Origin of the sequence: Orbus sasakiae (assembly GCF_039542345.1) — a bacterium.
Taxonomy (GTDB): domain Bacteria; phylum Pseudomonadota; class Gammaproteobacteria; order Enterobacterales; family Orbaceae; genus Orbus; species Orbus sasakiae.
The window spans coordinates 266,139-290,180 of record NZ_BAABHY010000001.1 but is presented as its reverse complement, the minus strand read 5'-3'; the positions used below and the strand labels follow the sequence as shown (position 1 = coordinate 290,180).

The 24,042-nt window shown below is 37.6% G+C and carries 28 protein-coding genes; 10 read left to right on the top strand and 18 right to left on the bottom strand.

Annotated features, from left to right (window positions below; all coding sequences use genetic code 11):
- Window position 1 precedes the first annotated feature (1 nt).
- The 13 genes from ABEA36_RS01220 to ABEA36_RS01160 all read right to left on the bottom strand — a co-directional run bounded on the left by ABEA36_RS01220 (window position 2) and on the right by ABEA36_RS01160 (window position 7,826).
- Entirely contained in the window at window positions 2-583 is a 582-nt protein-coding gene (locus ABEA36_RS01220) for a tail assembly protein (RefSeq protein WP_345487889.1), read from the bottom strand.
- Entirely contained in the window at window positions 526-1,254 is a 729-nt protein-coding gene (locus ABEA36_RS01215; protein WP_345487887.1) for a C40 family peptidase, read from the bottom strand. The genes ABEA36_RS01220 and ABEA36_RS01215 overlap by 58 nt, the downstream gene beginning before the upstream one ends.
- The gene (locus ABEA36_RS01210; protein ID WP_345487885.1) at window positions 1,254-1,958 is read right to left on the bottom strand and encodes a phage minor tail protein L; all 705 of its coding nucleotides are present in this window, start codon (window positions 1,956-1,958) and stop codon (window positions 1,254-1,256) included. Before ABEA36_RS01210 ends, ABEA36_RS01215 begins: the two co-directional genes overlap by 1 nt.
- Window positions 1,955-2,284 (bottom strand): phage tail protein, encoded by a 330-nt coding sequence (locus tag ABEA36_RS01205; protein ID WP_345487883.1) that lies wholly within the window; start codon window positions 2,282-2,284, stop codon window positions 1,955-1,957. Before ABEA36_RS01205 ends, ABEA36_RS01210 begins: the two co-directional genes overlap by 4 nt.
- A gap of 64 nt (window positions 2,285-2,348) precedes the next feature.
- A complete protein-coding gene (locus tag ABEA36_RS01200; RefSeq protein ID WP_345487881.1) occupies window positions 2,349-4,205 on the bottom strand; it encodes a hypothetical protein in 1,857 nt (618 codons plus the stop codon).
- A gap of 29 nt (window positions 4,206-4,234) precedes the next feature.
- The gene (locus ABEA36_RS01195) at window positions 4,235-4,480 is read right to left on the bottom strand and encodes a phage tail assembly protein T (protein ID WP_345487879.1); all 246 of its coding nucleotides are present in this window, start codon (window positions 4,478-4,480) and stop codon (window positions 4,235-4,237) included.
- Between the two features lie 50 nt (window positions 4,481-4,530).
- Complete coding sequence (locus tag ABEA36_RS01190) at window positions 4,531-4,899, bottom strand: phage tail assembly chaperone (RefSeq protein ID WP_345487877.1); 369 nt, start codon at window positions 4,897-4,899, stop codon at window positions 4,531-4,533.
- Window positions 4,900-4,918: 19 nt separating this feature from the next.
- Window positions 4,919-5,353, bottom strand: coding sequence for a phage tail tube protein (locus ABEA36_RS01185; protein WP_345487875.1), 435 nt, complete (start codon window positions 5,351-5,353; stop codon window positions 4,919-4,921).
- A 205-nt stretch (window positions 5,354-5,558) separates the two neighbouring features.
- On the bottom strand, window positions 5,559-5,882 hold the full coding sequence (locus ABEA36_RS01180; RefSeq protein WP_345487873.1) for a hypothetical protein: 324 nt from the start codon (window positions 5,880-5,882) through the stop codon (window positions 5,559-5,561).
- An 85-nt stretch (window positions 5,883-5,967) separates the two neighbouring features.
- Window positions 5,968-6,408, bottom strand: coding sequence for a lysis system i-spanin subunit Rz (locus ABEA36_RS01175; RefSeq protein WP_345487871.1), 441 nt, complete (start codon window positions 6,406-6,408; stop codon window positions 5,968-5,970).
- Complete coding sequence (locus ABEA36_RS01170) at window positions 6,387-6,908, bottom strand: lysozyme (RefSeq protein WP_345487869.1); 522 nt, start codon at window positions 6,906-6,908, stop codon at window positions 6,387-6,389. Before ABEA36_RS01170 ends, ABEA36_RS01175 begins: the two co-directional genes overlap by 22 nt.
- Complete coding sequence (locus ABEA36_RS01165; RefSeq protein ID WP_345487867.1) at window positions 6,868-7,092, bottom strand: phage holin family protein; 225 nt, start codon at window positions 7,090-7,092, stop codon at window positions 6,868-6,870. The genes ABEA36_RS01170 and ABEA36_RS01165 overlap by 41 nt, the downstream gene beginning before the upstream one ends.
- Before the next feature lie 257 nt (window positions 7,093-7,349).
- Window positions 7,350-7,826 (bottom strand): hypothetical protein, encoded by a 477-nt coding sequence (locus tag ABEA36_RS01160; RefSeq protein ID WP_345487865.1) that lies wholly within the window; start codon window positions 7,824-7,826, stop codon window positions 7,350-7,352.
- Between the two features lie 182 nt (window positions 7,827-8,008).
- On the opposite strand from ABEA36_RS01160, the gene ABEA36_RS01155 reads away from it, so the two are divergent.
- Window positions 8,009-8,692 (top strand): XRE family transcriptional regulator, encoded by a 684-nt coding sequence (locus tag ABEA36_RS01155; protein WP_345487863.1) that lies wholly within the window; start codon window positions 8,009-8,011, stop codon window positions 8,690-8,692.
- 131 nt (window positions 8,693-8,823) lie between these two features.
- Window positions 8,824-9,192 (top strand): DUF423 domain-containing protein, encoded by a 369-nt coding sequence (locus ABEA36_RS01150; protein WP_345487861.1) that lies wholly within the window; start codon window positions 8,824-8,826, stop codon window positions 9,190-9,192.
- 132 nt (window positions 9,193-9,324) lie between these two features.
- Here ABEA36_RS01150 and ABEA36_RS01145 read toward each other — a convergent pair whose 3' ends face one another.
- The 3 genes from ABEA36_RS01145 to ABEA36_RS01135 form a co-directional block, all read right to left on the bottom strand.
- A complete protein-coding gene (locus tag ABEA36_RS01145) occupies window positions 9,325-10,719 on the bottom strand; it encodes a sigma 54-interacting transcriptional regulator (protein ID WP_345487859.1) in 1,395 nt (464 codons plus the stop codon).
- A gap of 19 nt (window positions 10,720-10,738) precedes the next feature.
- Window positions 10,739-12,556, bottom strand: a complete 1,818-nt coding sequence (atoS, locus tag ABEA36_RS01140; protein WP_345487857.1) for a two-component system sensor histidine kinase AtoS — start codon at window positions 12,554-12,556, stop codon at window positions 10,739-10,741.
- Between the two features lie 131 nt (window positions 12,557-12,687).
- Window positions 12,688-14,034 (bottom strand): TIGR00366 family protein, encoded by a 1,347-nt coding sequence (locus ABEA36_RS01135; RefSeq protein ID WP_345487855.1) that lies wholly within the window; start codon window positions 14,032-14,034, stop codon window positions 12,688-12,690.
- A gap of 551 nt (window positions 14,035-14,585) precedes the next feature.
- Between ABEA36_RS01135 and ABEA36_RS01130 the strand changes: the two genes are divergently transcribed.
- Complete coding sequence (locus ABEA36_RS01130; RefSeq protein ID WP_345487853.1) at window positions 14,586-15,095, top strand: ureidoglycolate lyase; 510 nt, start codon at window positions 14,586-14,588, stop codon at window positions 15,093-15,095.
- Window positions 15,092-15,514 carry a GlcG/HbpS family heme-binding protein gene (locus tag ABEA36_RS01125; RefSeq protein WP_345487851.1) on the top strand — a complete coding sequence of 141 codons (423 nt, stop codon included), beginning with the start codon at window positions 15,092-15,094 and terminating at the stop codon, window positions 15,512-15,514. The genes ABEA36_RS01130 and ABEA36_RS01125 overlap by 4 nt, the downstream gene beginning before the upstream one ends.
- 56 nt (window positions 15,515-15,570) lie before the next feature.
- On the opposite strand, the gene ABEA36_RS01120 is transcribed toward ABEA36_RS01125, so the two are convergent.
- The gene (locus tag ABEA36_RS01120; RefSeq protein WP_345487849.1) at window positions 15,571-16,377 is read right to left on the bottom strand and encodes an IclR family transcriptional regulator domain-containing protein; all 807 of its coding nucleotides are present in this window, start codon (window positions 16,375-16,377) and stop codon (window positions 15,571-15,573) included.
- A 174-nt stretch (window positions 16,378-16,551) separates the two neighbouring features.
- Here ABEA36_RS01120 and gcl point away from each other — a divergent pair, with 174 nt between their 5' ends.
- From gcl to ABEA36_RS01095, 5 genes are all read left to right on the top strand, one after another.
- A complete protein-coding gene (gcl, locus tag ABEA36_RS01115; RefSeq protein WP_345487847.1) occupies window positions 16,552-18,336 on the top strand; it encodes a glyoxylate carboligase in 1,785 nt (594 codons plus the stop codon).
- A 20-nt stretch (window positions 18,337-18,356) separates the two neighbouring features.
- A complete protein-coding gene (gene hyi / locus ABEA36_RS01110; RefSeq protein ID WP_345487845.1) occupies window positions 18,357-19,136 on the top strand; it encodes a hydroxypyruvate isomerase in 780 nt (259 codons plus the stop codon).
- A gap of 16 nt (window positions 19,137-19,152) precedes the next feature.
- A complete protein-coding gene (locus tag ABEA36_RS01105; protein ID WP_345487843.1) occupies window positions 19,153-20,049 on the top strand; it encodes a 2-hydroxy-3-oxopropionate reductase in 897 nt (298 codons plus the stop codon).
- A 142-nt stretch (window positions 20,050-20,191) separates the two neighbouring features.
- A complete protein-coding gene (locus tag ABEA36_RS01100) occupies window positions 20,192-21,457 on the top strand; it encodes a glycerate kinase type-2 family protein (RefSeq protein ID WP_345487841.1) in 1,266 nt (421 codons plus the stop codon).
- 291 nt (window positions 21,458-21,748) lie between these two features.
- On the top strand, window positions 21,749-23,014 hold the full coding sequence (locus ABEA36_RS01095; RefSeq protein WP_345487839.1) for an MFS transporter: 1,266 nt from the start codon (window positions 21,749-21,751) through the stop codon (window positions 23,012-23,014).
- A 64-nt stretch (window positions 23,015-23,078) separates the two neighbouring features.
- Here the strand turns inward: ABEA36_RS01095 and ABEA36_RS01090 are convergent, their stop codons facing one another.
- Window positions 23,079-23,453 (bottom strand): YgiW/YdeI family stress tolerance OB fold protein, encoded by a 375-nt coding sequence (locus tag ABEA36_RS01090; protein ID WP_345487837.1) that lies wholly within the window; start codon window positions 23,451-23,453, stop codon window positions 23,079-23,081.
- A 139-nt stretch (window positions 23,454-23,592) separates the two neighbouring features.
- On the opposite strand from ABEA36_RS01090, the gene umuD reads away from it, so the two are divergent.
- Window positions 23,593-24,042 carry a translesion error-prone DNA polymerase V autoproteolytic subunit gene (gene umuD, locus ABEA36_RS01085; RefSeq protein ID WP_345487835.1) on the top strand — a complete coding sequence of 150 codons (450 nt, stop codon included), beginning with the start codon at window positions 23,593-23,595 and terminating at the stop codon, window positions 24,040-24,042.

The following is a 24,042-nucleotide window of genomic DNA, read 5'->3' as shown; positions in this document are numbered from 1 at the left end:
TTTACTCCGTATCCATCGTTTCTAAGCCTTGTGATAATACTTTTGAACCAACCATAACTTGACCATAAATAAGGGGTATCGGAGCACCCTGAGCGATTGTATTGCTTAAACTTGAGAATGATGTACTTTTTTTCCCTGATTCACCTAATGAATGATCTAACTTAGGTGTTTTTGTTAACATTTGAGCTACACCACCAAGCATCATTCCTGCACCAGCAAACATCATACTTACGCCAAATTGAGCCAACGTTCCAACTGAGACATAACTTATCACTGCGCCAGCAACGAATAGCACAGCGCCAGCAATAACTTGAAATACCCCGCCATTTTTAGCACCTGTTGTAGCTGGCACAATGTGGATTACCGCATCTTGGGGGATTTTTGACCTGAGTCCAAACTGAACTGTTTTTTCTGAAATATCTTTTTTGTTAACCCGAACTCTAAAATATCCATTCATAATATCTTGCTTTAATCCTTTTACTTGAATATATAAGCAATTTAACGCTTCTGCAGCTGTATCAGCACTTATTTTGTATTTATCGCCATATTGCTTAAGATTGCCGTAAAATTTGATGATTGCCATTCTTTGTGCCTCCAAATTGAATGATAATTTTTTAACCAGTAACCACTAAATAGATCTCTTTTTGATAATCTTTTCGGTAGATGATGAAGAATTGAATTGTTACCAATATAAATTGCCGCATGATTAGCTTTCTGGCTAATAAGTGAGAAAAGAATAACATCTCCCTCTTGTATTTCTGATAGTTTAACTTGATAAAACCCATTAGATTCAATGTGTTCGGTATAAAGATCAAGTCCCTTATTCCACCAATCATCATCCCGAACATAATTAGGGAAATCAAAACCACATAAATGATAAGCATCACGAAAAAGCGTATAACAATCCATAATGCCATGTTGAAAATCCCGTCCAATTAACGGTTGAATATACCTGAATTGAAATATTTGGTTATTACAAACTAGCCACCAGTCTACGGCTGTTTTTTGTTGATAAAACTGGTCTGCCTCACTAAGTATGGGTTGGCCATTATTTGGATGGGAATGCACAATTGCGGTAATTTTTCCTTGCTCTTCAGCCTTAATCCAATCATCCGCAGCTATTTCAAAATGGTTTAAGGTATCAGTTGCAATATTCACACAAGGCATATAATGCATATTATCAATTACTATCCCACAACTCTCATGATCCCCACATTGGATTGCATGTTTAAGTATTATTTTTTTCATAGTCATTAAGATAATTTTGCTGAACTCGGAAAACCACCAAATGGTAAAATACTATTTTTTCCAAACCTCAATCGACATCCGTTAATCGAATGAGAACATTTATCTTTCGTGATATCATTAGTTAAATTATCTAACTCGTCAGCAACAGCGCCACATGTATAACCGCATTCCGCACTACGATATTTCCAACAACACGTATGAGCAATAATGACGCGTGCAGGTAATAATGTTCCATCGCTTTCACATGGTAAAGCCAATTCAAATGATGCTGTCTCACTATTTAATGTCGTCATTCTTTCGATAATATATCGTGACAGGATTTCTTGTGTAGAATCGGCCTTGTTATTACCCTCTTCAAAATTGACTGAATCTAAAAACTGAGCTAATACTTGGTGCCGAGTAACAATAGCACCGAGTAAATCATCATAATTTCGACTTAATCCAGTAATTAACCCAAACGCATTTGATACGACCATTGAGGGACGATTACTTGTTCCTTGGCCATTTTTTTGAAATCCACTTACTTTAATTGGATAGGGGTCATAAACATGACCTTGCCATACAATAGATTGTCTTAATTCATTTAATCCATTATGAAAACGGAAAATTGTTTTTTCACCAATAATGTCTGTTAAATCAACTTCATATAACTCAATAATCGTATCTTGTTCAATCTTACTGAATTCGATTAACATTTTCTGTGAAATCATGCAATCACCTCTTCAAAAGATGCACTAATTGTGGTGACAGTATTTTCAATTGTTGAAGACCAAACAGAACATTTAACTGTAATTAACCGATGGCGATTCGGTTCACGCCATAAAAAAGCCTTTATACCTTTGTGTTTTGCTAAAAAGTCATCGATGTAATGGGACTCATCACGTGGAACTTTTAATGTGACTTCATAGGTTCTTAAATCACTATTAATACCATCTTGATGTCGTTGTTCATAGCCATCACCAAATTTAACTGTTTTAACGCGTGGTTGAGCGCGCTCGCTCATATTTGGCATAACATGCCAATGAAATTGTTCCATGATTACCTCGAATTTTATGCAATAAAAAACCCGGCAATTGCGGGGTTCACCAATAAAAAATGAATTAATAGCGATTTAACACACCACCAGGCCGTTGTTGTTCCTGAATAATGCTCATTACCGATTGTTTAATCATCACACCGAGCTGCTTGCCCTCTTCTTCAGACACATCACCACCACTAATCGTTACTGGCACATTAACACTGAAACCAGATTTACTTGGATTGGGTGATTGCAAGAAATTTTTTAAATCAGCATTTGTCCTCGCATCAACCACTCGTTCGCCTTTATCTAACAGCCAAGTTCCTTCTTTAGGTATATAGTCGATACCGGAGTGAGCCATTCCTGATAAAGCTTGACCAGCAACCATTCCTACCGAAGCATACCCCATTCCACGGATCCAGCTTTGCATCGAAATCCCAAATAATCCAGCATCAGCCGTAACTTTTGAAGCTGCTACTTCAGTATTAATAAGAATTTGAGCTATTGCAGCAGCTTTACTCATCAAAAACATTGCCTTATAAGCTTTAGAATTCTCACCTTGCATTTTAGAAATAACGTCCATAAAACTTTGATTTATAGATGAAAATGTTGAGATAACTGAAGATGCATAAGCAAAATTTGTCTCTTCGCTCTGCTGCCCATATTGTTTCTCAATATCATTCTTTCTCGAATGATATTCTTCTATTGTTAATAATTTTTTTTCATTAGCTTCTTCTAATAATTTTAACTCCGTGTCATGCCAATTATTTAATTCATTCTCATATGACATGACATTAATTAAAGACTCACCTAATCCTGAATATCCATCAAAATAAGACAACTTTGTAGGGTTAGAAGATGCATTAGAAAAAAAATTATTTCTTTCATTTTCTCGATCAACTTCCTGTGCAGCGTGCAGTAATTTTTGCTTGTTAGTTTCACTAATAACCTTTAATGATTCATTTTCTATTAAATTTTTTATCTTGGCTTCTTCGGTTAATGTTTTATAAACAGCTTTCATTTCTTGTAAACGTTGTAACTGATTTTCAAAATTTTTATTAGCTTCATCGAATTTAAAATCAGAATTACCTTGTAACGAAAGAAATTTATTTTGTTCTGCGAATAAATCACCAAATTGACTAAAATATTGCGTAATAGCAGTGAATTCTTCACTAGATATCATTGAGTTATCAAGAAAATTATTCTGAATTTTTTTTAGAGCATCTGCTTTATTAAAATAAGGATCTGTATTTTCAATCACTTGTTTCATTTCTTGTTCTAAAGCATCTATCAATTTTTTATTATCATCAGAAAGGATATATGAAATTTTCATTTGAGGGTAATTACTCCCTTCTGGAGCAATATTTTCTGACTTAAATGTAGTGAATATTGTTTTTATATTAGAAATAGAATCCTCTAATTGAACAGAAATTTTTTCAATATTTTCTTTTTGTTTTTCCAATAACTCACGATCAAACGCCTGTTTTTGTAGTACATTCAGTTCTTGATATTTTCTTTTTAAGCTATCTAATGGTTCAGTTAAATCATATAATTTATTTTTACTATTTTCAGCTGAATTTCCCAACGAAATAAAACTTGCCGCAACAGAAGCTGCTGTGATAGCTAACCCTAACGGTCCACCTAACACACCTAATAAACTCGTTCCAATGCCAATAAGCCCTTTTTGACTTTTATAGACACTATTTAACGATTTTGCTGTATCTAAAGCACTATTAGTAACCCCTGTCAAATATTGAGCTGTACGAATAGATTCAATTGTTCGACTCACCTGAGCTAACATATCAAACTCACTGGTAATCGGTTTTATTCTTGCAGGAATTTCATCTAAACGTTTAACTAAATCAGATAAACTTTTATTTAATGCTTCAACAGATTGTTGTTCATTTTTAGAATCTATAATAGAACGGATATCACTCATTCTTACCTCGTATTTTAATTATTAACCTGTTAGCTCGATAATTGCTCAAACAATTTTTCCAAACTATTATCCTTATTTAATTCTGATTTTTGGCCAAAATTAAGCAATATGTCCTGCAAACTCACTTTTGCACCCTGAGACTGATAAACGGCCGAGGCCACTTGGGCGGCGTGAATATCATTACGCTCATCACCTATGGGATTGATTTGATCAAAACCAACCCACAGATAAAATTCACTGGCCGTCATTGAATGTTCAAGTTGTGAAAGTGTCATACCAAGTCTTAGTGCTAACTTCATTTTGAAAAACAGCCCGGCATCATCTTTTACTTTTTTTTTGCCTCTTCAATTGGCGTGTTTCCAATACCAGAAAGCTCTAATGCTTGATTAAGAAGACGGGAATGAACAGGGCCATAATTAGCAATAAGGTCATCGAATTCACTATCAAAAATCACATTGCCTTTTTCATCACAAAGTGTTGAAGCGAAAAGTTTTGCTTCAGCCACAATGCGTTGAGCGTGTTTATCCACAGTGTTTTCGCTGTTTTCAATACCACGTAGTGTCTCTGCCCAATGTGACCACGCACCAACTGATGGTTCCCTTAGAATAACGGTAATACCGCCCCATTCTGGGACGGTAACTGTTTTCGTTCGGAAGCCTGAATTTTTAGCTGCTATAATTTTTTTTAAACTCATGAGTTGCTCCCTTTCATTATTAAATTTCGACAAGTTTGCCTTTCATACGCAGTGTATAAGATGCGGTTACCACACCCGCTTTTGCAACAGAAAAGCTATTTTGACGAACTTCAGCCATAAAAGCGTAACCTTTTCCTGATGGGAAAATGATCTTAAATGCATGAGTTGCATCATTATCGTAAGCAGCACGCAATGATTTTTGAGCTTCATCATCAATCACCCAGTTACCTGAAAATGTAATTTCACCAGGTGCAGGTAAACCATTTGTCATTTCTTGTTCGGTAGAAGCTAGTGTCGTTACTTCAATATCCGATTTTTGACCACCGTTATAGCTAAACTCAGTTACAGTACCACCAAGATCAAGCCAGACTGTACTTGCTGAATTTGCTTCAGTAGCAGCTGTTTTTGATACACTTAATTTTGTTCCTTGGGTTAATTCATATTTACTAGCCATTCATTTTCTCCATAAATAAAAAAACCACCAATTGGTGGCTGTTGTTGATTGTTCAATAAGAACACGGTATTCCCTTTAATACATTAAAGGATTAGGTATAACAATAGACTCATGAGGATGAATGATCCCCTATGATTAAATAGATTTTAAATCCGTTGTTTCACTTTAATTAAGCATTACAACAATACAATAGCGGTCACAAGCGCTATAGTGAAAACTCTAACGTCGCACAAAACAAAGCCTTGTCTTTATCATAGCGTTGCATGCCTTTTACATTATAGGGGCGCAGTGATTTTAAATTTTCATACGCTTGATTTTTGATTTGTTCTGCTTGCTTCATGTCATCGGCAAAGACATTTACTTGAAAGCAATATGATGTGCCAATTGGGCCATCAAATACATCAAGAGACAGTTCAGATTTTTTGCGATAACAAATGTATGGCGTTTCAGTACCAGGCTTGGCAATAAGTGGGCTAATACGTCCATCACAAAGTGAAATAAGTGCGAGTTCGATTTCAGTTTCGATCATAATGGTTGTCCTTTCATAATTGTAAACAATAAAAAACCAGCTTTTGCTGGTTATATAAGGGGTATATCAATCAGGTTATTTAAGCCTACTTAGCAAGGCACACCTCACGAATATAATGTTGTAATCCGAGGATCACGTTGTCTTTGGTGATGATGTCGTTTCGGAGTAAATAATAATTTTGTCGAGCTTCTCCAGTGAGTTCGCAGGCGTTTGCATCATCCAAGGTGGCGGTGGCGGTTTTTGAGCTATTGAGTTGCAGCCTTGCAACATGGTTAATGACATTATTATAACGATGTAGATTTTCAGCTTTTGCATCTGTCAATTCCTGTGTAAATTTACTATCGATATCATTCACTTTTTGAACAACTTTTTGATATTGTTCAAATTGTTGTGAAAGTGCTGATAACTCATGTTGTATTGCACCAAGTTCTAGGTAGGTTTGTCGAATATCATTTAAAATAACCCACATTAAAGACGCTATCGACAAAACGATGACAATACAGATTAATTTAAATCGGTTAGACATAATTCACGCTCTTTGTTGCGTCTTACGATTAAGCCATTTAATACTTTGCCAGCCGCTTTATTCCAACGAGGGAATTCATTACAAGCACTGTGATAATCTTGTTGATTAAGATAATAATACAGTGTCGAGGTTTTCATTTTCGTGCAACCAACGTTAAAGGTAATTGACACAACCGCATCAAACACTGATTGCGGGAGATTCGAACCATTCGCATGCTGATTGATACACAGCTCCGCTTGTTTAATATCATTCACCCATCGCTCAGCGATTTCATTATCAGAGTATGTTCTAGACTCTATATGCCCTGTAGAACCAATACCAACCGTTAAAATATTAGCAGGACAATAATATGGCTGTTTGAGACAATTTTCGGCATTGCCTATAATATCTAATCCCTGTTTACTGGTTTGAATCTCATCGGCATAATGAGACAAAACCATGCCAATAATCAACGAGACACTACAGGTTGTTACGGTGGCAATCTTTGTTATATTTTTCATAAAATTGCTCTCTTAACTTTTTCTTATGTAAAAATTCTCGGCGCCGATAAATCCAGTTAATAATGAATGTTGCGATCGATAAAACGATACCGATCACCATTGCAATGTCATTTAGACTTAACGCACCAAATAGTGCACACAATGCACCCCATATATACGAAATAGGAGAAGAATATTTATCCATGTGGTAACCATAGCTAAATGTTAATGAAAAGGCGTTAACGCGGCTTTTATGTATACGATGAACACATCTGTGAGTTATCCGCGAACACCTGTATTTGAGAAATAAAAAAGCCCCGATAATATTATCGAGGCTAAAATTGTTATGCTTCATGCAAAATCACAATCGGTGTGATTTAAATAGTAATTTTCACTGTGGAATAATAATATCACTAACCGTCCCAAAAGTCAACCTAAAATAAACTTTAATTTACTAAAAAGTTAACTTTTATTTAATAATTGATTTAAAACATAGTGCTCGGCTAATTTTTTACGATTTGCCACTGTCGATTTAGGTAAATTTAAATATTCAGCAATTTCACGTACCGTTAACTTTTGACTCCAATCGTAACCATCAACTACCAAATCAGCACCTTTATAATATGCCTCAAGTACCGCATATTGTTGCTGTTCTTTGCGACAACTTGAGTGCTTAAGCGATCGTAATATCTCATCGACAACATCGACCTCTTTTTCAATAAACACAGTCGTTTTGATTGAGTTGACGCTTTTCCAAAAAGCACTCATGCGTTGATAGCCACAGCGTGAACCATAACGATGAAATTTACCCCACATGACTAAACGATCTTGTACGATTTCAATCGTTAATCGGGATAGTGAATCACACATTATTGTCGGTGTCGCAGATTGGAGCGTTTTACCGGTTAACTGAACAGAATTGGTGGTTATCATTGTCATACCTCATCATTTAGGGTTTATTTATATATTTTATTTTGATAAATAGTTAATTTAACGTGATATTTCATATTAATTGCATCATTAAAAGTTAACTTAATGATAATAAAAGTTGACACAATAGTCAATTTTTATTTACCATAAATCAGTTAACATAAGTTAACAATCATATTAGGACTTACACTATGCTAGGTGACAGAATCAAACAAGCTCGGCTTGCCGCAGGTTTAACACAACCCGATATTGCCCAAAAACTTGCCGTATCGAAAGCTGCAGTATCAAAATGGGAAAAAGGCGACAATACACCAAAAGAACTTGATCGCCTGGCTAAATTATTGCAAGTTGATCTGAACTGGTTAAGAACCGGTAAAGGCAATATGCAACAACACACCACAACACTAAATGAAATAAAAGGGATTCCAGTTGATGAATGGGATGACGTAACCCCATTACAAAGTGATGAAGTTGAGGTGCCTTACTATAAATCAATCGAACTTGCTGCTGGAGTGGGGTGTACAGCAGAACCAGACTACAATGGTTATAAATTGCGCTTTGGTAAACGTTTTTTTAGGCGTAAAGGCGTACAAAAAGAGAATGTCGTGTGTTTTCCTGCTCGTGGCAACTCAATGGAGCCGATTATCCCCAATGGTGCAACTGTCGCGGTAGATACCGCGCGAAAAGAGATTATTGATGGCGATATTTATGCAATTTGCCAAGATGGACTTTGCCGTTTAAAACGCTTATATCTGATTCCAAATCATCGAATCAGAATTAACTCCTTTAATTCTGAAGAACATCCCGATGAAACAGCTGATCTAAAAGAGGTTGAAATTATCGGACGCGTATTCCACTGTTCCTTTGAATTATAACTTGATCAATACAATATTATTGATAAATAAGCATGATTACGATCATGCTTTTTTTTATGCGTGGTAAGTGTATTTCATTAAAATGGGTATGCTATGATGTGACTACCTATATTTTCTCTGTTAACTTCATTATGAATAGACTATTTTTTGCTTTTGCTGGTTTTTTTGGTGCAAGTGGTGTTATTTTAGGTTCATTAGCGTCACATGCACTTAACACTGTCTTAACGGCACATCAAATTGAAATATTTAAACTTGGTATTCAGTACCAAATGTATCACACGCTGGCTTTATTCGCCGTGGGTATCTGGTTACACTTTCAAAAAAGTCGTTTTTTAATCATGGCGGGATGGCTATTTATCGTAGGCATTATCTTGTTTAGTGGTACTTTGTACAGCATTACCTACTTATCATTACCAATTAATGGAGCGGCACCGATTGGTGGTTTTGCGTTTATTATTGCTTGGCTACTGGTGATTATCGCGGCCTTCAAAAGAAACTAATGACTTTTTAAGAAATGCGTAAACGCGAAATCTTTCGCGTTTTGCATGCTGACAATGCCATTGAATGAATAATACAGCGCGATTTTTACACTATAATTATAGGTTATGACAATAATTTAACGAAACGAATCCCTAAACAATGGTTTCGTTAATATCATATTCTTGCATTTTATATAGCAATGTCCGTTTACTCACCCCTAATGCTTTAGCTGTATTTTCACGGTGGCCATGATTCTGTTTTAGCTCACTGATGATTAACTCTTTTTCGTAGTTTTTTACTTTTTCTTTTAATGTTCCGTTTACGTAGAGACTATCACTCAGGTCTAAGGACGTTTCTGTGACTTTTTTATTTTCAATAATATGCTCAGGCAAGTCTTCAGGATAGATAAACAACCCGTTAGACATAATAACGGCGCGCTCAATAGCATTAGACAATTCACGAATATTGCCAGGCCAATGATATTGATTGAGTACCTCAATGGTATTTAATGAAAAATCAAGCAACGCTTTATTGTTCTCAAGACAAAACTGATTAGCGAAATAACGCGCGAGTAACATAATATCATGAGGCCGTTCACGTAGCGGAGGTAAGCTCAGCCCCATCACATTAAGCCGATAATAGAGATCTTGTCTAAACGTTCCGGCTTCAACCATTTCTTGTAAATGGCGGTTGGTTGCGGCAATTAATCGAAAATCGGCTTTCATCACCTGTGTCGCGCCAATAGGCTCAAACTCCTTTTCCTGAATCACTCTAAGCAGTTTAACTTGCAAATGGGTCGACATCTCACCCACTTCATCTAAAAACAGTGTCCCTTGATGTGCCCGTTCAAACAAGCCAACTTGTCGTTGATGTGCGCCTGTAAATGATCCTTTTTCATGACCAAATAATGTGCTTTCTAGCAATGTTTCGGGTAAGGCACCACAATTGACTTTAATAAAAGGGCCGGTAGAGCGTGTACTATAATAATGAATGGTTTTTGCCACCAACTCCTTACCAGTACCACTTTCTCCCGTAATTAAAACCGTCGTTTTTGTTTGTGATACTTTGGCAATGTCACGGCATAACTCCATCATATTGGGACTATTTGTCAAAATATGACCTTTATCATCCGCATTCGATAAACTAATTTTAGGTGATAAATTCACGCCCTCTTTATGGGCTTTATTAAGTTCTAATGAACGTTTAACGAGCGCCTTTAATTCATTAAGATCAAACGGTTTAACGATATAATCAAAAGCACCAAGCTTTAAAGCCTCAACTGCGGTATCCACCCCGGCATAAGCCGTCATAAGAATCACAAACATTTCAGGGTGAAGGTGTTTAATGATTTTAAGCGCAGCCAAGCCACTCATATGAGGTAAATGATTATCCATCAAAACTAAATCTACGCTTTGCTGTTTAATGAGTTCAATCGCCTCCTCTGCATTATCAAATGCAATCACTTGATACTGCGCTTGCGTTAACAAAATGGATAATAATTTTTTAAGATTCGGCTCATCTTCAACAATTAGAATTTTTTCAGACATTGTGTTCCTTTCATCCTGATTAATCGATAGGTAATGCGACTTCGACGGTGATGCCTTTGCTATCTTCATTATGTTTAACCGAAATTTTGCCTTTGTGTGATGATATAATTTTTTGCACCATTGATAACCCTAATCCAGTACCTGACATTTTGGTCGTAAAAAAGGGCATAAAAATTTTATCCATCAATTCAGGTTTGATTCCTTCACCACTATCTTTAATTTGAATTAATTGATATTTTTGATTCACTGACAGCATGGTTGATATCTCAATCTTCCCGTTAAGCTTAATCGCTTGGATCGCATTGATCAATAAGTTAAGTAAAGCTTGTTTAATCAGTTCTCTATCTAAGTAAAGCGCGTTTAATGAGGGGTCTAAATGCAAAATAAATTCAATATCATTGGCGCGGTGTGACGAATTAAGCAAAACAAGCACGTCATCAATCAACGTATTAATATGAATAGAAACATAATAATTTTTAGACGGTGCAGCAAAGTCTAATAATTGTTGGATAACTTGATTAATTGAGTCAACTTCTTTGAGAATAATATCAATGTATTCTTGTTGTTCACATTTTGGTAAATCATTTTGTAAATATTGCACAAACCCTCTTACCGCGGCAAGTGGATTGCGAATCTCATGTGCAATCCCAGCCATTAATTCACCAATGGCAACCAGACGTTCGGTTTGTTGAATCAGTTTTTCGACCTCTTTTTGTTCAGTAATATCCTTAAAAATCACCACAGCCCCCATAATTTGGCCATTGTGATCTTTTAAGTGACTCGTACTTGAACTAATTTTAATAATTTGTTTTGCTACCGGGAAATCGACTTCAACACCAACATGATCAACACCATTAAATAATGTATCAAGTAATGGACTTTGGAAATTCTTATCATCAACAATTGTGTAATAAGGTTTGCCGAGTACTTGTTCTAACTTATAACCGGTCATGTTTTCCGCCGCAGGATTTAACATGGTAATTGATCCATTATTATCGACAGTAATCACACCATCCAAAGTATTTTCAAGAATAAGTTCATTCATTGTTTTGGCTTTTTGCAATTTTTCAGCCAAACGATTAATTCCGCTTACAATTTGATTGAGTTCACCGCGAATAATAGGCAGTCGGTAATTAAGATCGAAAGGTAAAGCTTGTAAACCGTCACGAATCACTGCAATATCGGTATTAAGTTTTCGGGATAACACCGATGCAATGAGAATGCAGCTAAACATGCATACTAAACTGATTATGATCACGTTTTTATCAAACACCAGCGTTTGTTGTTCAATATCATCTAAGGTTTCATTAGCCCAAATATAACCGACGACCTTATCCTGCCGTACGATTGGAATCATCGCATTCATAATATTGCCACGAACTTGTTTACCGACATCAACCATATTGAGTCCGGTTTCCATCACTTCGCGTCCTTTGTGTGTCGCAGGAATTGATTTTCCAACATTTACGCCATAAGCAACTTTAGGTGCATACACCAAAATCGCATCTAAACCTTTATGGTAATAGCCCGTCCCTATTTTTGGCATGGTCGCCAATAATGGTTCAACTTTAGGGGACAAAAACTGATTAAGTTGGCTGATTTGTTGTTGTTTTGACAGGCTGGTATCCACATGGGTATAGGCATCATCCAATAATAAATCTAACATTTTGGTAATGGCAAATAACTTATGGCTTTTTTCTTGTATGAGTAATTCGCGTCCTTCTTTTTCAATTAAAACAGCGACCACCATAATAGAAGCACAAGACATCAGGGTAATGAGTAAGAAGATCCGAGCACTAATTTTATCTGGATATAAGCGCTTTAAAAAATTCCTCATTGGTGCTCCAGTCGTTAAAATAATGAGTCTATCGTTGCTCATTCATCTTGTATATAACAAAAAGATAACTCCTATGAGCTATCTTTTAATTACTAAAAAACCCCTTAAATCGCCTTTTTATATCAATACAACTAGAAAAAATATAAGCCGATTAAAAAGATTGGGGTTGTAAAAATTAAGGCGGTCATACAGTAACCCATAATGTCTCGAACACCAAGCCCTGCAATTGCTAGCGCCGGCAATGCCCAAAATGGTTGTAACATATTCATCCACTGTTCACCATAAGCAATAGCCATGGTAGATTTACCTAAATCAGCACCCAGTGCTTCAGCGGCTGGAATCACAAAAGGCCCTTGAATAACCCAATGCCCACCGCCAGATGGCACAGCAAAATTAATAATCCCTGAGCTAAAAAATGTCCAAATTGGAAAGGTGTCTTTGTCTGCAATATTGATAAAAAACTCAGTAATTAACCCACCTAATCCCGAATGTTCCATCATCAATTGAATCCCTGCATAAAATGGGAACTGAATAATAATGCCTGCTGTACTTCTTGCGGCATTCGATACTGCTCGCATATATGCCATGGGCGTTTTATGCAATAAAATACCCGCCGTTAAAAACACTAAATTAACGGTATTGATGGTGATATTAAAGCCATTATTACAAAAATAAATCACCAAATAACCAATTCCTAATGCACCAATTAGGAGGGATAATATTCGGCTCTCCTCTAACTTTTCAGCAACGCTTGCCGTTTTACGATCCAGTTTCTTTTGAAAATCGGGTTCTGGGGCTAACAACGCAGGATCAATCGTCACAATGTCATTATCTTTTCTGACCATAAAACGCACTAAAATGGGCAAACAGACAACGAGCATCACCGTAATAAAAATATTACTTGCTGAGAATATGGTGTGTGAGATCGGAATGATACCTTGTGGATTTGATTCGCTCACCATCAAATGCGCAACTGGATTGCCTGGCGTTGCAGCCATTAATGGCATCGACCCCGAAAACCCTCCCCCCCATGTCATGAAAGCAATATACGCACAAGCAATCAATAAACCATAATCTACATTTTTAACTTGCCTTGCGACTTCTTTGGCTAGCATTGCCCCTACCACTAACCCAAAACCCCAGTTTAATATGCATGCGATACAACCGACAAAGGTCACTAACATGGCGGCTTGAGATGGTGTTTTAGCTAACGAAGCAATCGAGACTAAAATCGCCTTAATTGGTGGTGAACTTGCTAAAGCATGTCCAGTTACCACAATTAATGCCATTTGCATACCAAAAGCCAATAAATTCCAGAACCCATCGCCCCACATTTTCACTAGGCTAACCGGCTGAGAGTCAGTCAACCCCCATGCCAGTAAAAAGGTAATAAAGGTGAGTAACACCGCAAAAATAAGTGGATCGGGTAGATATTTACTGACCAGATTGGTGGTGTGTTTTGATAAACGTGAAATCATAATCCAGATCCTCGTAAATGACGTGAACTAACATTAAATGGAATTGCATTGCGACAGTCAAAATAAAAAACAAAATGGTCCCTAACCGTATTAGTACCGATTGTTTGATGATTCATGTGTTACCTCTTGTGTAAAAGCTAAATGAGTTTATAACTGTAAAATACACTGCAATTGATGTACCAACTTCATCCCACACAGAGTTAAAACACAATGAATTGATTTATATTGATAAAAATTAGATCTTTTATTTTCTTAAGATGGAAAACATGCAACTCTTTGCACGTATGCGCAAAATTTGTTGCGTCCTATACATTGTCATCTGTCTGCATCGCCTCGTCATAGACGGCAATAATCGATAACCGATTCAGGTAAAAACTTGCGCTAAGTCACATTATTCTTTAAATAATTTTTGCTATCCATCCTGCTTATTGTAAATAATTTATATAAAATACAAAAAATGAAAACTATTTCCAAAAATGGTTTTTTAATCAGAATAACTGTGCTAATTTAATGATGATCCAATTAATTATTAACTTTCATTTAGGTGATTTATGAAAACATTATTAGTTGAACCATTAACCGCTGAGAATTTTTCCAAATTTGGTGAAGTGATCGAAACTTGCAAACGGCATGCACATTTTATTAATCAGGGGCAAACTGAGCGTTTTCATGCTTTAGCCAGAATTAACATTAAAAATGAGCATTCCCTTATTAGTATTTTCCGGACCAAACATCTTAATTTTCCGATTGTTATCCCCATGTTAGAACGCCATGCGCTAGGCAGTCAGGCGATTTATCCCATCAATCAAAAACCATTTTTAGTGGTGGTAGCTGAGCAAGGTGATAATATTGACTTAAGCACCGTACGTGCCTTTATCACCAATGGTAAACAAGGCGTAAACTATTTTGCTGGAACATGGCATGCCCCCACTATCGCGCTAGAGAGTACCACCGATATGTTAGTCGTAGACAGAGGCGGCGCCGATAATTGTGAAGAACAGATTTTAGACACACCCTTTGTGATCAACGCGATTGAGCTAGTAACGGAGAAGCATGCATGAAAAAAAATTATCAAATTGAATACCAAGATGCCAAATTAATCATTGACGCGGCTATCGAAGAAGCCAATAAATACCAGTGGGCGGTATCGATTGCTGTTTGTGATTTAACGGGGTGCTTAATCGCGTTATCGCGTCTTAATAATGCACCCGCGATGAGTGCTAAAATAGCCGAACAAAAAGCCTTTACCAGTGTGATCAGCGGTAAATCGAGTGGTAGTTATGAAAATATGATCAATGATGGCCGATTTGCGGCATTATCAATGCCAATTACGCCCTTACAAGGTGGTGTGCCCATTATTGTTGAAGAAAGCTTGATTGGGGCAATTGGGGTCTCCGGTGTAAAACCCGATCAAGATGAGCAAATCGCGCAAGCTGCCCTCACCCGATTCTATCAACTTATCAAAAATCAAAATAAGTAATTAATGTATCATAAAGCCGGTTTATACCGGCTATCGTTAATCAATGGTATTCATCATTACTTGAAAGAAAAGCCAGCATATATTTTAGTAATATCATCGGCGGCTTCCATCACTTTAGCGCCTAAAAAAGTAATACGATCTAAGCCAATCCTGATTTTTGGACCCGATATTGAGATCGCACCAATGGCCCGTCCATTTTCATCATAGAACGCGGCTGAAACACAGTGTAAACCTAAAACTTGCTCTTCAAGGTCAGCTGAATAACCTTGCTGGCGGATTTTGCTTAATTCATCAAGCAAACCTTGTTGTGTAATAATCGTATAATCCGTATATTTTTTTAGACCTTTACTTTTGATAATGCTTTTAACATCATCGTCAGTAAATGTTGCCAATAACGCTTTACCACCACCAGAAGCATGCAACGGTAATGAACTCCCGATTGGTGCAACCATTCGCATTAGCTCAGTACATTGTACCTGACTAATGATCACGGCATTTAACGATGATTGTTCAAAGACCAACAAGTTAACTGTTTCGCCAACTTGAGCCATCAATTTAGATAAGATCGGGTAGACTGATGACACCAAATCTCGACTACTAAAAAAAGCACTTCCTACAGTGAATGCTTTTGCATCAATATACCAATGACCAAGATCGCCTTTCTGGGTCACAAAGCCTTGCTGCTGCAGTGTTATCAATAAACGATGTAGCGTTGAATTTGGTAACCCCACTTGCAGTGCTAAATCGGTCAAAGCAACGCCACCTTTATTTTCGGAAATCTTTTCCAACACAATCAAACCTCGTGTTAGCGATTGTACCGCACCAGCGGTTGAGTCTGTTTTGGTAACTTTAGTTTTAACCATGTTAAACCCTATTAAACTGACAATTTGGCTAATTATAACATATAAGTATAAATAATCAAAAATCCAACAGAGATCACATTTTTAAAAAATATAAAATGGAAACTGTTTCCATTTTTTAAATATTAACATAAATTAGTGATACAAAATGACTATTACTTTGTTGAGGGATTGATTATGGCTAAAATGAAAGCAGTAGAAGCAGCAGTACTTGTATTACGTAAAGAAGGTATTTCAACCGCTTTTGGTGTACCTGGTGCCGCCATTAATCCATTTTATTCGGCTATGAATAAAATCGGCGGAATTAGCCATGTATTGGCTCGTCATGTTGAAGCCGCTTCGCACATGGCTGAAGGCTACACACGAGCAAAAGCAAATAATATAGGTGTTTGTATTGGCACATCAGGCCCTGCTGGTACTGATATGATAACAGGGCTGTATTCAGCTCAAGCTGATTCCATTCCGATATTGTGTATAACCGGTCAAGCTCCAACAGCTAAGCTTCATAAAGAAGATTTCCAAGCTGTCGACATCGAGAGCATTGCCAAACCCGTTACAAAAATGGCCGTTACAGTCAGGGAACCGGGATTAGTGCCGCGTGTTTTTCAACAAGCTTTTCACCTTATGCGTTCAGGCCGACCAGGACCGGTGCTAATTGACCTTCCCTTTGATGTACAAATGGCTGAAATTGAATTTGATATTGATACTTATGAACCTTTACCCATCTATAAGCCCGCGGCAACTCATAATCAATTAGCCAAAGTATTTACGATGCTAAATAATGCTAAACGGCCAGTAATTGTTTGTGGTGGTGGTGTCATTAATGCTGATGCAGCCGATCTACTAATCACATTTGCCGAGATAACCAATACCCCGGTAATTCCGACATTAATGGGCTGGGGTACAATTCCAGATGATCACCCTTTAATGGCGGGCATGGTCGGTTTACAAACTTCACATCGCTACGGTAACGCAACCTTATTAGAATCGGATTTGATATTAGGGATAGGTAACCGCTTTGCTAACCGCCATACGGGTTCAATCGATGTTTATACCAAAGATAGAAAAATTATTCATATTGATATTGAACCGACTCAAATTGGCCGAGTTTTTAATCCTGACTATGGCGTTGTCTCTGATGCAAAAAGTGCACTTGAAGGCCTAATAGCGATCGCACAAGATAAATTCGCCTCTTTAACTGACCGCACTGACTGGGTGAAATCCTGTGTTGATCGTAAATCAGATATTAGTATGTTACGAAAAACCCATTTTGATTGCACTCCAATTAAACCTCAGCGCGTCTATGAAGAAATGAATAAAGCCTTTAATCAAGATGTTTGCTATGTATCAACCATTGGTTTGTCACAAATTGCTGCTGCACAATTTCTACATGTGTATAAACCCCGGCACTGGATCAATTGTGGGCAAGCAGGCCCATTAGGTTGGACATTACCTGCGGCTTTAGGTGTTGTAAAAGCAAATCCACAGCTTAATGTGGTCGCCATTTCGGGCGATTATGATTTTCAATTTTTAATTGAGGAGCTGGCAGTCGGTGCGCAATTTAAACTGCCTTATATTCATGTTGTTGTAAATAATAGTTATTTAGGCTTAATTCGTCAGTCACAACGCGGATTTAACATGGATTATTGTGTACAGCTATCGTTTGAAAATATTAACTCACCTGAATTGGAACAGTATGGTGTCGATCATGTCAAAGTCGCTGAAGGGCTAGGCTGTAAGGCAATTCGGGTTACAGACCCTAATAAAATCGGTGACGCTTTCACAACCGCGAAGGCATTAATGACACAATACAAAGTACCGGTTGTGGTTGAAATCATTTTAGAACGCGTGACCAATATCTCGATGGGCGCTGAAATTAATAATATTAATGAATTTGAGGAAATGGCTCGTAATTTAGACGATTGCCCAAGTTCAATCGCCAAGCTATCTAATGATAAATAACCACTAAGAGGAGGACTCAAATGTTAAAATTATGTGCCAATCTTACCATGTTATTTAATGAATATGATTTTATGGCAAGGTTTGAACAAGCCGCTAAAGCGGGGTTTAAAGGCGTCGAATTTTTATTTCCTTATGCCTTTGATAAACACCAACTCGCTGAGCAACTCAAAAAAAATCATTTACAGCAGGTATTATTTAATTTACCCGCAGGTGATTGGAATAACGGTGAACGGGGGATTGCGATCCTCCCAGATCGGGTTGATGAATTTAAAGATGGCGTTGCACAAGCTATCGAATATGCTCAAGCACTGAATTGCAAGCAAATAAATGTCTTGTCTGGATTACGCCCTAGTCATCTCGATTATCAAGAAGCGCAAAGCACATTTATTCATAATGCTAAATATGCCGCCGAACAATTAGGCAAGGCAGGAATCACACTGCTGATTGAAGCAATTAATAGCTACGACATGCCAGGGTTTTTTGTCACCAATACCAAACAAACCATTCAATTAATTAAGCAAATTTCGCGACCGAATGTGGCTTTTCAATACGATATTTACCATATGCAAAGAATGGAGGGTGAACTTTCTTCAACCATCAAAAATAACCTTCAATACATCAAACATATTCAAATTGCAGATAATCCTGGACGGCATGAACCGGGCACCGGTGAAATTAATTATGCCTTTATTTTTAATTTCCTAGAAAAAATTGCCTATTCTGGTTGGATCGGTTGTGAATATAAACCAGCAACGATAACACAAGATAATCTGCAGTGGGCCAATGCCTATTTAATTTAATATGAAGGAATTGATTATGAAACAAAATATTGGCTTTATTGGTTTAGGTATTATGGGTAGACCCATGGCATCTAACTTACTTAATGGCGGGCATAAACTGCACTTATATTCACGGTCAGGCGTACCGGATGATCTTATTGAGCAACGCGGTATTGTGTCACATTCCATCAAAGAAGTGGCAAGCCAAAGTGATGTCATCTTTATTATGGTGTCAGATACACCCGACGTTGAACAGGTCATTTTTGGTCCTAATGGTTTGATTGAAGGATTGTCACCGGGCAAATTACTGATTGATATGAGTTCCATCTGCCCGATTAAAACCAAAGCCTTCGCCAAAAAAGTGGAAGAGATCGGTTGCCATTATCTTGATGCGCCTGTTTCAGGGGGGGAAGTCGGTGCAAAATCAGGCACCTTATCAATCATGGTTGGTGGTGATGAAGCGGTATTTCATAAAGCGAAACCATTATTACAACTATTAGGCAAAAATATCACATTGGTGGGGGATGTGGGTTCAGGTCAAATTGCTAAAGTGACAAATCAAATTATTGTTGCGCTGACAATTGAAGCCATTGCCGAGGCACTTGTTTTCGCGGCAAAATCGGGCGCTGATGCTGAAAAAGTGCGCCAAGCATTAATGGGCGGATTTGCATCATCTAAAATATTAGAGATCCACGGTGAACGAATGATCAAAGGAACATTTACACCTGGCTTTAGAATCGATTTGCATCAAAAAGATCTCAATTTAGCCTTATCTTCGGCTAAAGCTTTAAATATCGCGTTACCGAACACCGCAACGACGCAAGAGCTCTTTAATGCTTGTGTGGCTAATTATGGCTCACAATTGGATCATTCAGCAATTATTAAATCGCTGGAGCTGCTAGCTAATTTTTCGCTAAATAGCCAAACAGAATAAATGACAATAAGGCAGTATTAAATCACGCACCCAATTAATACTGCCTGAGTTATCTAGCAAACTTTATCGAAACGTATTCATCGCTAGTGATACGTTATTGTTAAAAATAGCAATAAAAAACAATCAATTGATAGGTGTGTATATGACAATTTTTAACCCACAAAAATTACTTTGTGATATGTTTAATGATGCCATTGACGCAGCTCAACCCAAATATACGCTTCCCCCTTTTATTCCAAACCCGACTAATGGTAAATTAATGGTTATTGGCGCAGGTAAAGCGTCGGCTGAAATGGCCCGCGTCGTTGAGCAATCCTATACTGGACAGCTTTCAGGTGTTGTTGTTACGCGTTACGGCTACAGTGTACCATGTTCCAAAATATCCATTATTGAGGCAAGCCATCCTGTGCCTGATCAATCGAGTATTGATGCTGCTAAACAGATACTCAATACCGTAAAAGACTTGACTGAACATGATACAGTCTTATGCCTAATATCTGGTGGGGGCTCATCTTTATTATCTTTGCCTTTCGAGGGAATTACCCCAGCAGAAAAGCAAACAATCACCAAATTATTATTAAAATCAGGGGCGACAATCAGTGAAATCAACTGTGTCCGTCGGCACCTGTCAGCCATAAAAGGTGGTAAACTGGCTGCAGCATGTTACCCAGCAAGACTCATCACGCTTGCCATATCCGACGTACCTGGCGATCATATCAATGATATCGCATCAGGCCCCACGTGCGCAGATCAGACAACCTGTGCCGATGCGCTATCGATTTTAACAAGATACCGCATCGCGGTACCATCACATATTACGGATATTCTTTGTCAAAATTTGAGCGAGACCATCAAAGTTGAAGATCCGCGATTAAAAAACAGCGAATACCATTTAATCGCAACCCCCATGCACGCTTTATCGACTGCCGCTAATCGCGCCAAACAAGCTGGGATTACCCCCTATATTCTCGGTGATACTATCGAAGGGGAATCGAAAGATGTTGCGAAAACATTAGCGGGATTAACGTATCACATCAAACGGCATAATCACCCCTTTAAAAAACCTTGTGTGCTGTTATCGGGCGGCGAAACCACCGTCACCATTAAAGGTAATGGCAAAGGGGGGCGGAATGTTGAGTTTTTGTTAGCCTTAGCTATCGCACTTAAACATGTTCCGGATATTTATGCCTTAGCGGGTGACACGGATGGGGTTGATGGTATGGATGACATTGCTGGTGCGTACATGACACCGGATACGCTTGAACGCGCTTGGTCTCAACACCTGAATCCACAACAATTTTTAGATAATAACGATGGTCATCATTTTTTTGAGTTACTCAATCAACAAGTTATTACGGGCCCGACTCGGACAAATGTTAATGATTTTCGAGCCATTTTAATCGTTTAAGGAGAGGATTACATCGTGCCTATAAGCTTAGTTAGCGTTCGTTTATCCGCAACACAAGAATCGGTTTAAAACAACGCTCGCATTGTTAGTAAACTTATTGGTGATGTTTAAACATAACAGCGACATAACAATAATCTGTAACACAATAATGATAACCCATCATTAAAGGACATGACAATGAAACCGTGATGAGTTGATGAGAGCAAGATAAAAATTCTATTGCTCATTTTTCAGAATGTGAAAGCGACTTAAAACTGTCTTCATTGACTTTTCGCAATACGAGGAGATAACATGAACGACGTAGTTAAAAATCAACCCAAAAAGCGTTGGAAAGTGCGTTATACGGTATTACTAGTATTATGGTCAGGTTGGATGTTCTCATTTTTAGATCGCATGGTAATGAGTGTTTCTTTACCTTTTATCGGTAAGGATCTGAATCTTGACCCGGCAGAACAAGGCATGATTATTAGTGCCTTTTTTATTGGTTACGCAGTATTTCAAATCCCTGGCGGATTTTTTTCAGATAAATTTGGTGCCCGTAAAGTAATGGTGATTGCGATTACCTGGTGGTCAATTTTCACCTCTTTAACCGGTTTGATATTAACCTTACCCCTAATGCTATTAGTCCGTTTTTTATTTGGTGTTGGCGAGGGGTTTTTCCCGACGTCATCTTGGAAAATGATTTCCATTTATTTCCCGTCCAAAGAACGCGGACGTGCTACCGCGATTCAATCATCGGTTAACACATTAGGCCCGGCATTGGCGGTCATTTTTTCAGCCAGTATTATTGCCGCCTTTGGCTGGCATATGGTATTTATTATTTTAGGTATTCCTGGTTTAATCATTGCTGGATTGATGTTTTATTATTGCCGAGACAATCCCAAAGATGCCCCAAACATGACGCAAGAAGAACTTGATGAAATTACACAAGATAACCCGTCACAACAAAGCAATCTGACCCAAGTGATCCCTTTTAGCCAAGTCCTCAAACAAGGTATTCTTTGGAAAATGTCGGCAATTTGGTTTCTATTTGATATCACATTTTGGGGGTTTTCAACGTGGTTACCCAGTTACCTGATGAATGTACGAGGATTTTCATTAACGAGCACAGGCGTGGTTGCCGCTATTCCTTTTTTATGTGGTACCGTTGGGACACTTATCGGCGGCTGGTATTCTGACCACTTCAAGTCAAATCGTAAACTCGGCTATATCGCCGCCTCATTCATTGCGGCGTTTTTCTTATATATGACGTTTTCGGTAGAAAGCTGTTATGCCACAATAATTTACCAATGCACATCTACCCTATTTATGTTTTTTGCCATGAGCCTATTTTGGGGAATTCTAATGGATTGTATCGCGCCCAATATTATGGGAAGGGCATCCGGTATTGTTAACTTTGGTGGTCAACTTGCGGGTATTGTATCGCCTGTCATCATCGGATATTTAATTAAAATCAGTGACGGGAATTATGATGGGGCATTTATTTGCATGATTGTTGCATTAATTTTATCTGCCGCGGTTGCTGCCACGATTAGTCGCAAAGCCTCCTCTTTATAAGCCATAAAAATGCCCATATAAATGGGCATTAAATCATGCGGTAGACTGAATCACTTTAGTGAACTTATTGACTTAATTTTCGGATCTGTTTCACTTCAATTTCGACTGATGTCCAGTCTTTATCAATTTCACCACTAATCTCAACTAAATCTTCTGGTGTAATTGTTACGCCATTCCAAATGTGGTTTTTAATTTCAATTTGAATGGTGCCTGTTTCATCTTTAAATAAATAATCTTTATGATCTAATTGTTGCACGATATATCCTTTTAACGTAACACGGATATCATCCGCCATACGTTGTGCCTGGCTAACGGTGACAGTTTGAGATGCCGGACCACTGAATCCACCACCTTGATATGGCATATCATACGATTTTGCTAATGCTGCGCCTGACGTGGCTAATGAAGCAATCAGTAATAATGTCGTTACTTTTTTCATTGTTATCATCCTTTGCGTTTTTGCTAATTTGATGCTATTTAACCATTAAATTATTAAAGAAATATTAAGCACAAAATTAATTGATGATGCTACGCAGTTTAGATATTTATTTTCATTTCAAAATAAATATACTGTATAAATGAACAGCGAAAATAAACAAAGCTTACTAGAATGTGTTTCAATTTTAGCTAAGAATCCACAACAAACAATAAATATTCCGATTTTTTTAGATACGGTCGCGGCTGGATTTCCAAGTCCTGCACAAGATTTTATTGAAAAACGTATTGATCTTAATGAACTACTCATTAAGCATCCCGCGGCCACCTATATTCTTAAGGTATCGGGTGAATCAATGATTAATGATCATATTCAAGACGGTGATTTAGTGATTGTCGATTCAGCTAAAGAAGCAAAACACGGTGACATCGTGATCGCCAGTATACTGGGTGAATTTACCATAAAAAAACTCTGTACAACGCCTAAACTGATGCTAAAACCAATGAACCCTAATTTTAATCCGATTATGATCCCCAATCCTGACGAACTGAATATTTTTGGGGTTGTCACCTATATTATTCACAAGGTGTAA